The organism is Propionispora vibrioides, assembly GCF_900110485.1.
In the GTDB taxonomy this organism is placed as follows: domain Bacteria; phylum Bacillota; class Negativicutes; order Propionisporales; family Propionisporaceae; genus Propionispora; species Propionispora vibrioides.
Genome location: NZ_FODY01000019.1, coordinates 40862 through 58712, shown reverse-complemented (window position 1 = coordinate 58712; position 17851 = coordinate 40862). Strand labels below are relative to the sequence as shown.

Annotated in this window: 15 protein-coding genes and 3 tRNA genes; 1 reads left to right on the top strand and 17 read right to left on the bottom strand. The window is 45.0% G+C overall.

The window, feature by feature from the left end; translation table 11 throughout:
- Positions 1-105 precede the first annotated feature (105 nt).
- From BMW43_RS14450 to BMW43_RS14410, 9 genes are all read right to left on the bottom strand, one after another.
- Entirely contained in the window at positions 106-951 is an 846-nt protein-coding gene (locus BMW43_RS14450; RefSeq protein ID WP_091749028.1) for a MurR/RpiR family transcriptional regulator, read from the bottom strand.
- 178 nt (positions 952-1129) lie between these two features.
- Positions 1130-2047 (bottom strand): transketolase family protein, encoded by a 918-nt coding sequence (locus BMW43_RS14445; protein WP_091749025.1) that lies wholly within the window; start codon positions 2045-2047, stop codon positions 1130-1132.
- The gene (locus tag BMW43_RS14440; RefSeq protein WP_091749022.1) at positions 2044-2868 is read right to left on the bottom strand and encodes a transketolase; all 825 of its coding nucleotides are present in this window, start codon (positions 2866-2868) and stop codon (positions 2044-2046) included. Before BMW43_RS14440 ends, BMW43_RS14445 begins: the two co-directional genes overlap by 4 nt.
- 15 nt (positions 2869-2883) lie before the next feature.
- The gene (hxlB, locus tag BMW43_RS14435; protein ID WP_091749019.1) at positions 2884-3441 is read right to left on the bottom strand and encodes a 6-phospho-3-hexuloisomerase; all 558 of its coding nucleotides are present in this window, start codon (positions 3439-3441) and stop codon (positions 2884-2886) included.
- Between the two features lie 139 nt (positions 3442-3580).
- Positions 3581-5635 (bottom strand): PTS sugar transporter subunit IIABC, encoded by a 2055-nt coding sequence (locus BMW43_RS14430; protein ID WP_218140696.1) that lies wholly within the window; start codon positions 5633-5635, stop codon positions 3581-3583.
- 255 nt (positions 5636-5890) lie between these two features.
- Positions 5891-6673 carry an alpha/beta fold hydrolase gene (locus BMW43_RS14425; RefSeq protein ID WP_091749013.1) on the bottom strand — a complete coding sequence of 261 codons (783 nt, stop codon included), beginning with the start codon at positions 6671-6673 and terminating at the stop codon, positions 5891-5893.
- Positions 6666-7499, bottom strand: a complete 834-nt coding sequence (locus BMW43_RS14420) for a sugar phosphate isomerase/epimerase family protein (protein WP_177173609.1) — start codon at positions 7497-7499, stop codon at positions 6666-6668. Before BMW43_RS14420 ends, BMW43_RS14425 begins: the two co-directional genes overlap by 8 nt.
- A 1-nt stretch (position 7500) precedes the next feature.
- Entirely contained in the window at positions 7501-8589 is a 1089-nt protein-coding gene (locus BMW43_RS14415; protein WP_091749007.1) for a Gfo/Idh/MocA family protein, read from the bottom strand.
- Positions 8590-8863: 274 nt separating this feature from the next.
- Complete coding sequence (locus BMW43_RS14410; RefSeq protein WP_177173608.1) at positions 8864-9610, bottom strand: DeoR/GlpR family DNA-binding transcription regulator; 747 nt, start codon at positions 9608-9610, stop codon at positions 8864-8866.
- Positions 9611-10088: 478 nt separating this feature from the next.
- Here BMW43_RS14410 and BMW43_RS14400 point away from each other — a divergent pair, with 478 nt between their 5' ends.
- The gene (locus BMW43_RS14400; protein WP_245732489.1) at positions 10089-10946 is read left to right on the top strand and encodes a CAP domain-containing protein; all 858 of its coding nucleotides are present in this window, start codon (positions 10089-10091) and stop codon (positions 10944-10946) included.
- A 246-nt stretch (positions 10947-11192) separates the two neighbouring features.
- Here the strand turns inward: BMW43_RS14400 and BMW43_RS14395 are convergent.
- The 8 genes from BMW43_RS14395 to carB all read right to left on the bottom strand — a co-directional run bounded on the left by BMW43_RS14395 (position 11193) and on the right by carB (position 17851).
- Positions 11193-11268: transfer RNA gene (locus tag BMW43_RS14395), tRNA-Trp, on the bottom strand.
- A gap of 5 nt (positions 11269-11273) precedes the next feature.
- Positions 11274-11348, bottom strand: a tRNA-Gly gene (locus BMW43_RS14390).
- A gap of 93 nt (positions 11349-11441) precedes the next feature.
- Positions 11442-11517 (bottom strand) — tRNA-Asp (locus tag BMW43_RS14385).
- A 119-nt stretch (positions 11518-11636) separates the two neighbouring features.
- Positions 11637-12209, bottom strand: coding sequence for an orotate phosphoribosyltransferase (gene pyrE, locus BMW43_RS14380; RefSeq protein WP_091748994.1), 573 nt, complete (start codon positions 12207-12209; stop codon positions 11637-11639).
- Position 12210: 1 nt separating this feature from the next.
- The gene (gene pyrF, locus BMW43_RS14375; protein ID WP_091748991.1) at positions 12211-12927 is read right to left on the bottom strand and encodes an orotidine-5'-phosphate decarboxylase; all 717 of its coding nucleotides are present in this window, start codon (positions 12925-12927) and stop codon (positions 12211-12213) included.
- Positions 12928-12949: 22 nt separating this feature from the next.
- Positions 12950-13873 carry a dihydroorotate dehydrogenase gene (locus tag BMW43_RS14370; RefSeq protein ID WP_091748988.1) on the bottom strand — a complete coding sequence of 308 codons (924 nt, stop codon included), beginning with the start codon at positions 13871-13873 and terminating at the stop codon, positions 12950-12952.
- Entirely contained in the window at positions 13870-14637 is a 768-nt protein-coding gene (locus tag BMW43_RS14365; RefSeq protein WP_091748985.1) for a dihydroorotate dehydrogenase electron transfer subunit, read from the bottom strand. The genes BMW43_RS14370 and BMW43_RS14365 overlap by 4 nt, the downstream gene beginning before the upstream one ends.
- Positions 14630-17851 (bottom strand): carbamoyl-phosphate synthase large subunit, encoded by a 3222-nt coding sequence (gene carB, locus BMW43_RS14360; RefSeq protein WP_091748982.1) that lies wholly within the window; start codon positions 17849-17851, stop codon positions 14630-14632. The genes BMW43_RS14365 and carB overlap by 8 nt, the downstream gene beginning before the upstream one ends.

Here is a 17851-nt window from a genome sequence, read left to right as displayed (position 1 = left end):
GTTAGAACGCCAAAACAAGACGCACAACATTTGCTTAAAACTTTAATAAGCAGAGAGTACTCACATTTATCGGCTCGTGTCAGTTGATAAATGATAAGCACACATTCAATATTTATACTTTGCTAAATATTGCTCACAGTTACTGTTATGTTTATAGGCATCAATTGTTTTATTCTTGGATAGTAAGAGTAACAATGCATCGATGACAACCATGGGCATCATACGCGAAGAGCTAAAGGCCTCGAAAAATATCTTTTCTGTCATTACCGTATGTAAAGTACAGTCACTTAATTGCGCCAGCGGTGATTTTGCATAGCTTGTAATGCAAATGCTCTTTATCTTTCGCTTCTGAGTAATTTCAAACACATCCAGCATCATACGGGTGCTTCCGGAATTTGATATGCCAAAGGCTACATCATTTTCTCCCATAGAAAAAGCCGCATTGATTTGCATTTCCGGCGTTATATTGACAACCGTCTTAATACCTGCCTGCGAGAATTGATATGCGGCATAAACCGCAACCGGGTTTGAATTACCTGCCGCAAAAAAATACAAGGAATCACAGTTAACGATCAAATCGATACAATTTTTCACACTAGTCGTATCTATAACATCAGCTGTTTTCTTAATTTCTTCAATTTTATAGGAAAAAATATTATCTATTGATGCTTTAATATTTTCAACATCTATATGAGTCGAAATTTTTGTTTCCGGATCAATAATATCTTTAGCTAAAGAAATCTTAAAATGATAAAATCCCTTGAAACCAACCTTCTTAGAAAAACGAATAATCGTGGCATCACTTACATTACTCTTTTCCGCCAGCTCGGTAACACTCATATTAGTAACAGCTTCCGGATTCTTCAAAATATATTCAGCCACTTTTCTCTCTTGTTCAAATAAATCCGGATATGCATTATTGATCGCCATAATTGTGGCGTAGTTTTCCAATATTTTAATCCCCCTTAAGCTAGCTTATTCCTAAGAAGAAACCATCGGTAAAAAACTTGTACAAATGCTGTTATACATATTATACAATTATCTTAACGCCTTGACCACAAAATAGGACTCACCAGCCTGCATATACAATTCCCCACCACTCAGCAACGTAGTGGCGGGGAAAAAATCATCAAAAAGCTTTACAACTTTTTACGATATTTTCAACCGTTAAGCCGTAATTCTCAAAAAGTTCCTTGTCAGTTCCGGACTGACCAAAACAATCTTCCACGCCAATCACCTGAACCCGTACTGAATGATTTTTTACCAGAACTTCGCTCACAGCATTTCCCAAGCCTCCAATCACGCTATGTTCCTCAACGGTAACTATTCTTTGAGTATCTTCTGCAGCCTGAGTAATGAGTTCGCTATCTAACGGCTTAATTGTACTCATGTTAATAACTGTTGCATGAATATTTTCTTGTTCTAAGATTTTAGCAGCTTCCAAAGCTTTCACAACCATAAGGCCAGTTGCAATAATCGTAACGTCTTTGCCCTCTTTCAAAACTTCTCCCTTACCAATTTTAAATTGATAATCCACTGGGTGGATGGTTGGCGACGGGCTTCGTCCCAGCCGCAGATAAACCGGCCCATCATGCCCGGCAGCGGCCAGTATTGCCGCTTCTGCCTCCACGTCATCCGCTGGCTGGATGACTGTCATGCCCGGAATTCCCCGCATAAGCGAAATATCTTCGATACATTGATGGGTTCCGCCATCAGGCCCTACCGAAATTCCCGCATGGGTTCCCACAATCTTGACATTCAGCTTCGGATAGGCAACCGAATTGCGCACTTGATCATAGGCACGGCCAGTCACGAACATCGCAAAAGTACTTGCAAAGGGAATTTTACCACAAGTCGCCAGACCTGCTGCGGTGCCAATCATATTTGCCTCAGCAATTCCCATATTGAAAAACCGCTCCGGACAAACCTCTTTAAAGCTCAATGACCGTGTGGCGTGACCTAAATCAGCTTCCAATACAACAACCTGCTCATTATCCTTCAATTTTTTTAACGCGCTGCCGTAGGCATCTCTAGTAGCCTTATTCATGGCCCCATTCCTCCTGTCAATTCTTTTATGGCCTTTTCGCCTTCTTCCGCGTTCGGTGCAGTGCCATGCCAACCGGCTTGATTTTCCATAAACGACACGCCTTTACCCTTAACGGTTTTCGCCACAATCATCGTCGGCTTTTCCTGGCTCCGGCAGGCCGCTTCAATGGCCGCTTCAATTTCAGCAAGGTTATGTCCATCAATCATAATGACATTCCAACCAAAAGCCTTAAATTTATCAGTCACGGAACCAAGGCTCATGACTTCATCATTTGTACCGTCAATCTGGAGACCATTATGATCCAAAAATGCAATCACATTATTCAATTTATAATGCGCCGCACTCATGGCAGCTTCCCAAATCTGCCCTTCCTGACATTCTCCATCACCAAGAATTACATACACTTTATAGTCTTTTTTATCCAGTTTAGCTGCCAGTGCCATACCATTGGCCGCTGAAAGTCCTTGCCCTAACGAGCCTGTGGAGATATCTACACCCGGTGTTAATTTCATATCGGGATGGCCTTGCAGCATGGCGCCAAATTTGCGTAAGAATTTTAGATTTTCTTTCGGAAAATAACCCCTTTCAGCTAGGGCCGCATATAATACCGGCGCGGCATGGCCTTTGGATAGCACCAGTCTGTCCCGATTCACATCCTTGGGGCTGGCTGGATTTATATTCATTTTTTTGAAATACAGTACGGCCATGATGTCCGCTAAGGATAGCGAACCGCCTGGATGCCCTGACTTTGCTTCAACGAGTGATTCAATAATATTAATTCTAATTTTCTTGGCTATTTCTTTTAAATCAAACTGTTCCATGCAGTGTTTCCTCTCTTATTCTAAATTTGAGTGCCGCTTAAACATCTCATCATTATTTTCTTCCGCCATGTCCATAAGTTCTAAAATCATGGAATCACAGAGCAGTAAAATACTTTGCTCATACAAAGATGCCATTGGCTGCACCGATACAAAATCACTTTCATCTTTATTTTTAGTCGGCGCTTGGATAACGATGCTCACATCGGCAATCCTTGTAATAGTCGAATTTGGTGTAGCTGTCAGGGCAATTACTCTGCCCTGATAGGATTTCGCTTTTTCCGCCATCTGCACAAGCCCTTTGGTTTCACCTGAGCCCGAGCCTACGATCAGCACATCGCCATCTTCTAAATTCGGTGTGATTGTTTCACCAACAACATAGGCGTCTTTACCCATATGCATGAGACGCATCGCAAAAGATTTTCCCATAAGACCAGTACGTCCTAATCCCAAAACAAAAACCTTATTCGCTTGTTTCAAGATACGAATAGCCTCTTCCACCGCATTTTCATCAATTCGATTTAGCGTCGTATTCAATTCATCTAAAACAATATTCTCATATTTTCGAATTCCCATGACTTAACCTCTTCTGTAATTTTTTTCGCTTTATTTTTTACAAGAAATTTATTTCGTAAAGTTTTATATAAAAAGAGGAATAGCCCTATTCCTCTTTTCATAATCCGATGTCTCTATACATCCTGGAATAAAGTCTTGACTATATAGCTTCAATCGCAAATAACTTTTTATCCCCGCGCAGGACCTTGCCTTGCTTTACGTTGCAGACCTGCAGTTTCTGCGCATCCATATTAGTAAAAATAATCGGTGAAACTGCCGAAAGGTTATTTTTACGCAGTACTTCAAGATCTACTTTAGCTAACAATTGCCCTGCCATTACCTTTTCACCGGGCGTTACAAAAATTTCAAACCCTTCTCCACTAAGGTTGACTGTATTCAGTCCCAAATGGAGTAAGATTTCATTCTGGTTTTCATCAAGCAAAGAAATCGCATGCTTTGTGGGAAAGATACTGATAACTGTGGCATTGACAGGTGCATCGACCCTGCTGTCCGTAAGCTCAATAGCAAAGCCGTCACCAACCATTTTTTTACTAAAAACCTCATCGGGAACTCGATCAAGCGGCATAATATTTCCGGCATAGGGTGAAACCATATCCTGCAGTTTTCGTGGGGCAGTACTGATATTGATATCCCCTTCAACACGAGAAATTTTATCGCCAACAATAGTCTGGCCGCGCAACATCGCGAGCACCCCTTCTTTTATCGCTACAGCCTTCATACCATAAATAACCTGGACGTTCTGGCCAAGAATACTTACTCCCGAGGCTTTTAAATGCTGTTGAAACTCATCCTTTCTAACACAAGCCGTATCCTTAACATCTACCCGTAACCGCGAATAGCAGGCATTAACATGTTTGATATTCTCTGCACCGCCAAGTGCCTTGATTATCCCATTGATGAGCTCAATATCACCGAGCTCATTTTCCTGTTCATCCTCAACGACATCCTCACGGCCCGGTGTCTTATAGTCAAATTTTCGAATTGCAAAGATAAACATTAGATAGTAAACGGCAAAAGCGATTACACCGACGGGCAAAAGCAACCACCAAGACGTACGGTTGGGCAGAACATTGAAAAATACATAGTCCAGCAAACCGCCTGAGAATGACAGCCCCAAATGCACACCAATCATATTCATAACGGCAAAGCCCATACCGGTAACAATTGCATAGACGAAAAAGAGAAGCGGCGCCGTAAAGATGAAGCAAAATTCCAACGGCTCAGTAATACCGCAAACGAAGGAGGTTATCGCACCTGACATCAATATCCCTGCAACTTTAGCTTTATTTTCTGGTTTGGCGCAATGATACATCGCAAGCGCTACCGCCGGCATGGAGAACATTTTTAAGAGAAACAGACCGTTCATAAAGCGCCCCGAAGTAATGGGCACATTATCCGCTAGTTGGGCAAAGAAAATCAATTGATCGCCATGTACAATCTTACCGGACTGAGTTACATATTCACCGGCTTGCAACCAGAAAGTCGGCCACCATACGTGATTCATGCCAAACGGAATCGTAAGGCGCTCGACAAAGCCGAACATAAAACCAGCCACAGCGCCATTGCTGTTCTGCAGAAAAAGGGATAATGCATCAATTTGTTCCTGGATAGGAGGCCAAATAACGCACATGATAACACCAACAAAGAAAGCACTAAATGCTGAAATAATTGGCACGCTTCTTTTCCCGGCGAAAAATTCCAAAGCTTTAGGTAATCTGATATCAAAAAAGCGATTATAAATACTGGATACGAGTACTCCGATGATAATACCACCTAATACGCCGGTCTGTAAGGTTGGAATACCGAGCATATTCACGTAGGCCCGGGAGGTTGTAACAATTTCCGGAGTAATCCCTAATAGTCCGCCAATCGTTACATTCATAATTAAATAGGCTACAATAGCGGATAATGCTGCAACACCATCATTATTGCAAAGACCAATAGCGACACCTGCTGCAAAAATTAATGGTAAATTTCCGAAAATAATGGCACCGCATTGCAGGGCAACAGAAAATATATGATGGACTGTCGGAGTATCTACCATTGGCATCATTTCCAGGAAGCTCTTATTAGTAAAAACCACACCTAATGCTAATAAAAGACCTGCTGCCGGTAGAATGGCAATGGGTGTCTGTAGTGACCCGCCAATATTCGTAATCTTATTTACGAATTTCATGAAAAATGATTTAAACAATTTTCTCATCCTTTCTTTAGGGAACAATTCAATTTTTTAAAAATCCAGGATAAGGACATACCCAATTCACCTTGTGATCACAAGTTTTGTTTCTTAATATTTTAAAAAGAAAATTTTCTTTGCGCAGTACATTGTAATATTTTTCTCTATTAAAATAGTAACGAAATTTTTTTCGTCAAATTATAAAAATCACCCTATTGTCCGCTACCTTCATATAGTCTTCCACCACTTAAACTAATGATCTCCGAAAAACACTTATTCAGACAGAAGCTTCTGCAAATAGAAATTCACAGCCTCCCGATGCCCAACGGCATCTTTATCCTTATCTACAATCTCATAGTAAACTGCTCCCGAAATGTGTTCGTGCAGATACCGGCTATAAGCGATAGGATGCGCCAGATCATTGTCATTGGCAATAATCATGACCGGCATTCTGAGTTTTTTTAATACAGCAAGCGAAGGGATAGGCACCTTATTAGGCAATATCAGATACTTTTTATAGTTTCTTACCGACACTGGATCCTTGAAATAATTGGTAAATGCATTGGTTGTATAGGCTGATAACCGAAAAATTTTCTTGTAACTATCGGTTGCATAGAATTTTTCGATGTCATTGTCCTTTAGAGCCATCGCACAATCCTTAAAAATCTGCTGTACCTCGTCCGGTTGCGCCTCATTGGTCCAGGCATTACGAATCAATAAGAGCTTTTTCACACGCTGAGGATAGCGGGTGGCAATATTCAAGCTCACTGCCGCCCCCATGGAAATGCCGGCTAAATAAACCTGCTGCAATCCTAGATGCTCTAAGAGCGCAATCACATCATCGCCCATACTGTCAAATGACAAGGTTTCTAAATCTATATCGCTCTCGCCGTGCCCCTGTTGGTCCATATTGATAAGCTGCACACCACTGATAGGTTCATAGATTTTTTTTATCTGTACCATGCTGCCTCCCAGGCCGTGCAAAAATACCAACGGGTTGCCCTCGCCAGATACCTCATAATGAAACCGCAATCCATTATGCCTAAACTCAGACATAGGCCAAAACTCCTTTCAAAAAATCTCGACTGTCCGGCACCTGATCTTCAGATAAACCGTGCATAACGATGGGTCCGTCATAGCCAGTCTGTTTCAAGAGCTGCAGGTATAGTTTAAAATCCAGTATTCCTTTGCCAGCAGGTACGAAAGATAGATTTTTATCTACGGAAAAATCTTTGGCATGTGCAAGGACAATATCCTTGCCTAATAATATAAAAGCTTCACGCAGCACGTGTTCCATTTCACTAACCTGGCTAAGCCGGAACAGATTTGCCCCATCCATAACAATTTTCAAATGTTCGCTGCCTGTTTCGTCAAGATATTTACGTGCAAGCTTCGGCGTACATACTACATTACTGACTTCCGGTTCCACGCCAAGTATAATACCGTTATCCTCCGCATAGCGCAGAATTGTTTCGGTAGAGCGTCTGAGGTCGTCCCAAGCTTCCGGTTTACGGTTATCATCATGCCAATGCCACTGACTGTCTGGATTTCTTGACCCGGTACACAGAGTGACAATCGGAATATCCAGCAATTTAGCTATTTTACATTGTGTTTCAAATTGCTTACAGCTTTGTTGACGGATGGATTCGTCCGGCGAAATCATATTAAAAGTCCCTGATAAAGCCACAAGCTGAATACCATACTGCCTGGAAAGCTCTTTGATCTCCATTATTTTCTGTTCATCCAGCTTCTCTGGCAAAGTCGGTAAACCAGCCGAGGATAAGTTAAATTGAGTGATACGCAATGCGTGTGTTTTCATACGATTATAAATTTCCTTTATATTCTGCACCTCATAGGTGCGGGAGAAAATACCAAGTTCCATCTTACAAACCTCCCTTGGCATCTTTTAAAACAATCCACTTGCCATTTTCCTGGATAGATTGATAGGTTGCAATAAGCGCACGCATAACCTGCATGCCTTCATAAGCCGTTGCGCCTGTACACGGCTTACCGTTCAAAATACTATCCGCAAAACCTTCCAGTTCACGACGATAGAATTGACCGTCATAAGCCGCCGGAATCACGCTGGTATCAGTCGCACGGTCATAACACTCCACGCGTGAAGACCGGAATTCCCATGGATTGTAGGTTTTGGTGAAAATCGTACCTCCCGTACCGTAAATCTCCGAACCTTCATGCCATTGTTGAGCAATGGCTACAATAAGATTTAAATTACCAATCGATCCGTCGGCGAAATCGCAGTCAATAAGCCAGGAATGCTGGTTTTCATGATGTGCATAACGGGCAGCAACCTTGTCAATATCGCCCATGATATATAGCGCCGTATCAAACAAATGGCTGCCATGACCAAGTAAATAATAGTGATCGAGCTTGGCCTTCGGATTTCCTTTCGGCTTCTTCATCGCTTCGCTGGTATAAAGAATCGGCATAACATTATCAGTGAGTGTATATCGCCCTACACTGTCGCAGTACCAGCCTTTGTAAGTCGTAATTTTCCCCAATTTTTCTTCTTTGAATTTTTTGGCAAACTGTAGCCCTTCATCATAACGCTTCATATGACCGATTTGCAGCAGCAAACCTTTTTCTTCGGCCATCTTGCAGAGTTCCTCACATTCCTCGATTGATACTCCCATTGGCTTTTCGATAAATGTATGCTTACCGGCTTGGATAGCCTGCTTTGCACAAGGTACATGGAACTGATCGCCAATACCGATAATAACAGCATCAATATCCGGATCTTTTAGCATGTCCGCATAGTCAGCATAAACGCTGTCAGGCTCATATATCCCAGCTATTTTATTTCGTAAATCTTCAGCCACATCACAGATAGCCTGAAGATGGATATTCCGCGCTTTACTACTGCCAATTAAATGCGCTGCCTGGCAAATAATACCACACCCTAAAATGCCAACGCGCAAACAACATTCGTCTTTTTTTATATTCACTTTCATAAGATCTCTCCCTTCACAACTTCTTTATCAAGTCCATATTTGTATTATAGTTTTCTGAATATTGCATATCAAGCACAAGTTATGCTTGTTTATGCATGTTTGTAAAGGTGTACATCATTTTTTACTATGGATGACAAAATATACGACTGAATCAGAAGATCTGACCAGCTTATGCCTCTCCACATCCCTCAAAAAAAAAAGAAAACCTCACATAAACTGCGAGGCTTGCATCATGCATAAAGTACTGCTTAATTTTAAAAATACATCGTTTTGCTTAATAAATCTTATTTTGAAATTCCTGCCTTATTTTTTGTTCCACAGAATGTCCACAGATAATACGGTCTATTGACTCTAACGGACAAATAACATAGTTAGAAATGCGTCTAAGCTTCGAAGCAGCACACATGAGATTAACTTCTGCGCTGTTCGCCACCATTAGTTGCTTAACTGCCGCCTCATCTTCGTACGGATGTGGCACAGAGGCACCAACCTTGCTATCTAAGGCATAAACCCCTAAAAAGCACTGGTCAAAATGATAATCTTCCAATTGCCGCAAGGCCGTTTCGCCTACCGTCGTATAAGAATCTTTATTATAACGTCCACCCAAAAAAATGACTTCAATCCGCGGTCGTTTTCTAAGCTCTTCCACAACCGGAAAACTGTTCGTTACCACGCGCAAGGAGGTAGAAAGCGGCATAAGTGAAGCAAAAAGGACATTTGTTGTACCGCCGTCAATTGCAATAAGCGAATCCGGCTTGAGTAGACTTAACGCTCTTTGGGCAATTAGATATTTTTCATCCGTTTCCACATTCTTCTTGCCATCAAAACTCGGCGCAATCATCTTTTGCGGGATAGCGCCACCATAGACACGTTTTAGAATCCCCTGCTCCTCCAGCTCATTCAAATCCCGCCGAATCGTATCGCGCGATGTGCTAAATTTTGCAGACAAATCATCTACCATGACTTTGCCTTCAGCGTACAGCACATTCAATAGCTGCTTCTGTCGTTCTTCCTTCAGCATAAACTTTCTACCGCCCTTTTTCATTATTTATAAATTCACCAGCACACCATGCTCAATATGCTAAACAAGGCTAGTACGATTTGAAAATACACAGAGTTATTCCTCGTTCAACGTAAATTTCCTGCCTGAAACAGGTAAGAAAGGAACACACCCAATAAATCGATCGTCCCGGCAAACCAACCCAAATCAAAGCCAAGGTGTAGAGAATTGCTAACTGTTTGAAATGAATGGTTTCACGGTCTTGCCATACTGTAGTCTGGAAAAGCAGCATTTGGAAGACTAAAATTATAATATAGAAATTTTGTATCTAGCCATATCGAAAACCTCTGCAGAATTCTGTAAGGTTTTCCGCAAAAAAGCAACTACCAAATATTTCACCATGCTTATTAAGAAGTTTTTAAGAATTAACCTGTATTGTAGGAACATAAGAAATGCTGTCCACGTATTTCTTATAATATTTAATATGGAGGCGACTATATTGAAGAACTTGCACCACAATGTAACCCTTGGATTATTGAGTACAACTTTGGGATTATACATGATGACGGCATCAACATTACCGGTCTATGCAGCCAATTCACAACAGCAAATTTTTTATAATACGGCAAAAACAAGTAATTCCGTAATACAAAGCAGCCAAAACCAAACCGCGAGCAGCGTCGCGCAGGATCCGCTGCAGGTAGTGAAAGCTTCGGCCAATAAGCTGGGTTTCAATGCCAAAACAGATACATTCTCCTTGGTCAAGAAATCGGCTACACAGGCAATTGTTTCAGTTAATCACCAACATAGTATTTATAATGTTGTTTTGCAATTGAATAACAATAAAACGCAATGGAACATTAGCTCCGTTACCAAAGTAAACGACTCGAAAAACAATTCTCCAAGTGCTGTTAGTCCTAAAACCAATAGCGGAAGTTCGTCCGGAACGACAGGAACGTCAACAGCAACGACCTCTGTCAGCGCTGCTGAACAGCAGGCTGTCCAGCTTATGAATGCCGATCGAAAAGCAAACGGTTTGGCGGATTTAAAAGTAAGTTCCGCATTAACCGCAGTAGCACGGAGCCACTCACAAGATATGGTCACCCGCAGCTTCTTTTCACATACCAATCCCGATGGAAAAACAGTTACTGACCGTTTAAAAGCAGCCGGCATCTCTTATACCGCGGCAGGTGAAAATATTGCAGAGAATACTAGTGTTGAGGCTGCTGAAACTGCTTTCATGAATAGTTCAGGCCATCGGGCAAATATATTAAACTCCAATTACACTACAGTCGGTATTGGTGTGGCTTATGACAGTCAGGGCAAAGTGTATGTGACCCAAGACTTCATTAAATAATTTAATGATATAACCATAAAATGCTCGTATAACAGAGGATACAAACCCCGATATTGCTGCATAGATACTCCCCCAGTAACACTAAAGCCTTCTAGCGATTTGCTAGAAGGCTTTAGTGTTACTGGAACGGACAACGAGATTCGAACTCGCAATCCACAACTTGGAACTAATAACGAAAGATTACCCCATTATTTGCCCCATGAAATTAAATAGCTCTCAGCAAATCGCTGAGAGCCTTGTGTTTTCTGGCAGGGGCAGAAGGACTTGAACCCTCAACCAACGGTTTTGGAGACCGCTACTCTACCAATTGAGCTATACCCCTAGATATGGAGCGGAAAACGAGATTCGAACTCGCGACCCTCGCCTTGGCAAGGCGATGCTCTACCACTGAGCTACTTCCGCAGGTTTTATTTCCTTACCACGCATATAATTTTACTATATTGTTTTAATTATGTCAAGCATGTTTTTTTGTTTAAATTATTAGAAATGATAGCGTGGCGACCCGGAAGGGACTTGAACCCTCGATCTCCGCCGTGACAGGGCGGCATGTTAACCACTACACCACCGGGCCAAGCACAGTTGTAACAACTGCAATACTCATCATATCATATGCTGGAAAAAAACTCAATCCTCTTTAAACTAAATTGTCCTCTCTGCTATTTCAACTATACCAGGGAGGACAATTTATCCTTACAATTTGCGGCTTCCCCTTTTGGTAAAGGGTTTTCCCGCCGCACAAAGAGGACATTGTTCCGTCGTATAGGTGTCCACTGTCAGATGCAGCAGGGCCTGCGACGGTATCCCAAAATCCACCTTGCCACCGCTTCTGTCAACCAGCATACCGACTGCTGCCGGTATGCCGCCCTGCTGACGAACTACAGAAATAACTTCATCCACCGAACCGCCGGTGGTTACGATATCTTCCACAATAAGCACACGTTCACCTGGTTTGATGGTAAACCCCCGGCGAAGTGTCATATTCCCATTTTCTCTTTCCGTAAAAATAGCCCGGGTCCCCAAGTTTTTCCCGACCTCATGGGCCAATAAAATGCCGCCCGTTACCGGTCCGACAACCAGTCCGATATGATCATTCACAAATCTTGCCGCCAGCGCGGCGCACAGTTTCGCCGTATATTCCGGATATTGCAAGACTTGAAATTTTTCTACATACAAAGGGCTATGTAAGCCGGAGGTCAGTAAAAAGTGCCCTTCCATAATAGCCCCTGAATCAACAAATAACTGTCTTACCTCTGCTTCATTCATCTTAGACAGCCTCCATCTCTTTTCGAATTTCCAGAGCAGCAGTCCGTGGATCAGCAGCTGCCGTAATGGGACGCCCTATAACCAGATGGTGGGCGCCTTTTTTCAAGGCCTCCAGCGGTGTAGCAATCCGGCTCTGATCGTTGATAGCCGCGCCCTGCGGTCTAACCCCCGGAGTTACGATGATGAACTTCTCGCCACAAGCTGCACGGATGGCTTCCGCTTCCTGTGGTGAAGCGACCACACCGTCAATTCCGGCAGACTGTGCCAGTTTTGCCAAATGTACAACATGCTCTTTAATACTCATATCATGCCGCAAATTAGCCCAGTCTGCAGCATCGATACTGGTCAATACGGTAACGGCAATTAACGCAGGCCGGGAAATTCCCAACTGATCCGCCTTATTCGCCACTGCCTGGCTGGCTGCCTTCATCATAGCCAAGCCGCCGGAAGCGTGAATATTCAGCATGGAAGCGCCAAGTTCGGTTAGTACCCTCAGGCTCTGCGCCACCGTGTTTGGTATGTCGTGCAGCTTTAAGTCCAGGAATACGTCTTTATTCAGACTGCGCAAATAGGCAATAACCTCTCTGCCGGTACTGTAGTAAAGCTCCATTCCCACTTTATAATAGCTTACGGAATCACCCAGTTTTTCTACCAAATTTCTGGCCTGGCCCATATCCGGCACATCCAGTGCCACGATTAATCGCTTATCTCCCGCCAATGGCGCGTCACTCCCCTACCGGTTAGTTTACCTTCAGTTTTCCCACAACATCCTGTATGCAGCTCAAATCACGTTTCACTACATATTCTTCCAGTCCGGTTACCACTTTTTCTATCGTCTGCGGATCAACAAAATTTGCCGTTCCCACCATGACGGCACTAGCCCCGGCAAGCATAAACTCAATGGCGTCCTCCGCCGTCATGATACCGCCCATGCCAATGACCGGAATCTTTACCGCCTGACAAACTTGCCAGACCATCCGAAGTGCCACCGGTTTGACTGCCGGCCCGGAAAGGCCGCCCACTACATTGCCCAGTACAGGACGCCAGCTATGAATATCCACCGCCATCCCCACCAGAGTATTGATTAGCGAGATAGCATCGGAACCGGCGGCCTCTACAGCCAACGCCATAGCCACAATATCGGTGACATTGGGTGACAACTTGGTTATAACCGGCAAAGCCGTATTCGCCTTCACAGTTTTTACTACAGACGCTGCACTGTCACAGTTTGTTCCGAACGCAATCCCCCCCTCTTTTACATTGGGACAGGATATATTAATCTCAATACCGGCAATGCCTGTTTTATCCAGGCGTTTAGCCAACTCGCCGTATTCTTCCACCGTATTGCCGGAAATATTGACAAGCACCGGAACATCATACTCTCGCAGCGTTGGTAAAATATTATCAATTAATGCTTCCACCCCGGGATTCTCCAACCCGATTGCGTTAAGCATCCCTGCCGGCGTCTCCGCAATCCGCCGGCCGCAATTGCCGGCCCGTGGCTTCAAAGTTGTACCTTTGACCACAATGGCACCGATTTGGTTTAAATCAAGAAATTCCCGGTACTCTACCCCAAAACCAAAGGTGCCTGATGCAGCCATTACCGGATTCTTCATCCTTATTCCGGCCACTTCAGTTTGTAACATATGCTCAGGCTTGCTCATAGAACAACCTCCCCCGACCAGAAAACAGGACCTTCCGTACAGGTCTTCTTTCTGGGACCGTTCGTGGCTTCACAGGTGCAGGACAGGCAGGCCCCGACACCGCAGGCCATATATTCCTCCAGCGAGACCTGGCAGGGAATTTCGTAGGTCGCGGCATAGTTTACCACACCGGCCATCATCCGGCTTGGCCCACAGGTATAGATCATATCGAAGGACTTACTTTTCAGCAGTTCCGGCAATAAATCCAGTGTTATGCCGCGCTGTCCCAGACTGCCGTCGTCGGTGGTAATATGAAGGTTTTCGCACAAGCTTTTGAAGATACCGGTCCAAAACATCTCCTGTTCTGTCCGGCCGCCCATAAGCACCGTTACCGGATTAGGACACAGGGTAGCCGCCAGATAAACCAATGGCGCCAGCCCCATGCCTCCACCAACCAGCAACGGCCGTTCCCCTTGTAAAGTAAAGCCGTTGCCCAATGGCCCCATGCAATTGAGCAGATCACCGGGTTTCAAACGGGCCAGGAGCTGCGTGCCTCTCCCGACAACACGATAGATCAGATAGATCGTTCCATTAGCCCGGTCCACATTGGAAATACTGATCGGACGTCTGAGCAGCGGTTCGTAGCAATCCGCCACCCGTATATGCACAAACTGCCCCGGTACGGTTTGTTCGGCAATGTCCGGTGCCTGGAGAACTAACTGTTTTACCTGACTGGTTAGGTTAGTATGCCTGACAACCGTCGCCTTCACTATCAGTTTAGGCAAGATCATCGCCTCCGCCCACATAATCCTGTAAAGCTAACGCGTAGATCAGCCGGCGTTCCCGCATAAAGCCCAGCACCTCCAGTACTTCCTGTGCTGTATCGATCGAAGTCAGACAAGGAATCGCATGCTCTACTGTTGCCCGGCGAATTTTAAAACCGTCGCTTTGCTGCTGTTTGCCATGAGTGATCGTGTTGACCACCATGTTGATTTTTCCTGTTTTGATCATCTGAATGATATCGGCTGAATGTTCATGCACTTTTTGCACCGTGTCCACCGCTAGCCCCAGTGATTGTAGATACTTCGCCGTTCCGGCCGTAGAAACCAGTTTGTAGCCCAATTCGGCAAAGCCTCTAGCCAGTTCGCCGGCTTCCTGTTTGTCCTTGTCAGCCACTGTGAACAGAATGGTCCCATACTCAGGAATATTCATACCGGCAGCCACAATTGCCTTATACAGCGCTCTGGCATAGTGATAATCAGTACCCATAACTTCACCGGTGGACTTCATTTCCGGCCCCAGCGAGATATCTACCTGCTGCATCTTGGCAAAGGAGAATACGGGAGCCTTCACGGCCGTATAGGGTTTAGCCGGCAGTAAGCCCGATTGATAGCCAAGGGAAGCCAAGGTCGCCCCCATCGCCACTCTTGTAGCCACGTTAACCATCGGTATATCCGTTACCTTGCTTAGAAAAGGAATGGTGCGGCTGGAGCGCGGGTTTACCTCAATCACATAAACCTCTTCATCAACCACTACATACTGAATATTGATAAGTCCCTTAACCCGCAGGCTTCTGGCCAGACGCTGCGTATAGTTAACAACCGTAGCCAGCACCTTTTTCGACAAGGTTTGGGTCGGATATACGGCAATGCTATCGCCGGAGTGAACACCTGCCCGCTCCACATGCTCCATGATGCCCGGGATAAAGACATCGGTTCCGTCGGAAATCGCATCTACTTCCACTTCCGTCCCCTGCATATAACGGTCTACCAGCACCGGATGCTCCGGCGAAGCTTTAACCGCCCGGCCCATATAATCTCTAAGCTCGGTTTCGTTATAGACAATTTCCATCGCGCGTCCTCCCAGTACATAGGACGGACGAACGACTACAGGATACTCAATCTCTGCCGCAGCGGTTATGGCATCTTCCGTATTGGTAACGGTAGTTCCTTTCGGACGCGGTATGCCGCTTTGCTCAAGTACCTCGTCAAATTTTTCCCGGTCTTCGGCCCGGTCGATGTCTTCCACGCTGGTGCCCATGATTTTAACGCCGGCCTTGGCCAGCGGTTCGGCCAGATTAATGGCGGTTTGACCACCAAACTGCACAATAACGCCTTCCGGTTCCTCTTTATCGATAATATTTAATACATCCTCCGGGGTAAGCGGTTCGAAATACAGTCTGTCCGACGTATCAAAGTCGGTGCTTACCGTTTCCGGGTTGTTATTAATGATAATGGATTCAATGCCCATTTCCCGTAAAGCCCACACAGAGTGAACCGAGCAATAATCAAACTCTACGCCCTGTCCGATGCGGATCGGACCGGACCCCAGCACAATGATTTTGCGCCGGTCGGTGATGCTGACCTCATCCTCCTGGGCGTAGGTGGAATAGTAATAGGGAGTCACCGCTTCAAATTCCGCCGCGCAGGTATCCACCATTTTGTAGCAGGGAACAATCTGCTGACTTTTGCGCAGCTTTCTGATTTCATCAATTGGCTGCTGTCTAATCCCGCCAATCGTTTTATCAGCAAAGCCCATCTTTTTGGCTTTCAGTATTAGTTCCGGCGCCAAGACCTCTTCTTTCAGACGTGTTTCCATTTGGACGATATTCAGTATTTTTTGCAGGAAAAACTCGTCAATCCCGGTAATCCGATGAATCTCATCCACGCCGATCCCACGCCGCAGCGCTTCCGCCACCACAAACAACCGTTCATCATTGGCTTTGCTCAAATTAGCATGTATCTCTTCGGTTGACAACTTTGCCAGTTCGGGAATGCCGACATGATGCAGTCCGATTTCCAGCGAACGGATCGCTTTCAGTAAAGCCGCCTCAAAGGTCCGGTCGATGGACATAACCTCACCGGTGGCTTTCATCTGGGTCCCCAGAATTCGGTCGGCGAAAATAAACTTGTCAAAGGGCCATCTCGGGAATTTAACCACCAGGTAATCCAGGGTAGGCTCAAAGCAGGCCATCGTCTTCTGGGTTACCGCATTTTGAATTTCATCCAAATGATAGCCTATCGCAATCTTAGTAGCCACTTTGGCAATCGGATATCCCGTAGCCTTAGAAGCCAGGGCGCTGGACCGACTGACCCGGGGATTGACCTCAATGACATAATAGCGGCTGCTGTTAGGGTCCAGGGCGTACTGTGCATTGCAGCCGCCTTCGATACCCAGTTCACGGATAATCCGGAGTGATGCACTGCGCAGCATTTGATATTCATGGTCGGTTAAGGTTTGCGTAGGTGCAACAACGATACTGTCACCGGTATGAATGCCCACCGGATCAAAGTTTTCCATATTACAAACGGTAATGCAGTTGTTGGCAGCATCCCGCATGACTTCGTACTCAATTTCCTTCCAGCCGGCCACACTGCGTTCAATCAACACTTGACCAATCATACTGTACTTCAAACCACGGTTTACTACATCAACCAGTTCTTCCGTGTTGTTTACAATCCCGCCACCGGTTCCCCCCAGAGTATAAGCGGGACGCACAATAATCGGAAAACCGATTTGATCGGCAAAGGCTTGGGCGCTCTCTATGTCTTCCACAATCGTACTTTCCGGGATGGGCTCGCCGATCTTTTGCATCGTCAATTTAAACAATTCCCGGTCTTCCGCCTTTTTGATCGCTTCCAGTGATGTCCCCAACAGCTCGGCTTTATATTTTTCCAGCACACCCCGTTCGGCCAGTTTTACCGCCAGATTCAAGCCGGCCTGACCGCCCAGCGTTGCCAGTACACCGTCGGGGCGTTCCTTGGCAATGACTTCTTCCACAAATTCAGGCGTAAGCGGTTCAATATACACGCGGTCGGCAATATTGGCATCAGTCATGATCGTAGCCGGATTGCTATTGACCAGTACAACCTCCAGGCCTTCCTCTTTCAAAGCCCGGCAAGCCTGTGTGCCGGCATAATCGAATTCAGCCGCCTGGCCGATAATGATTGGTCCGGACCCAATCACCAATACTTTACGTAAGTTTGTTTTCTTCGGCAT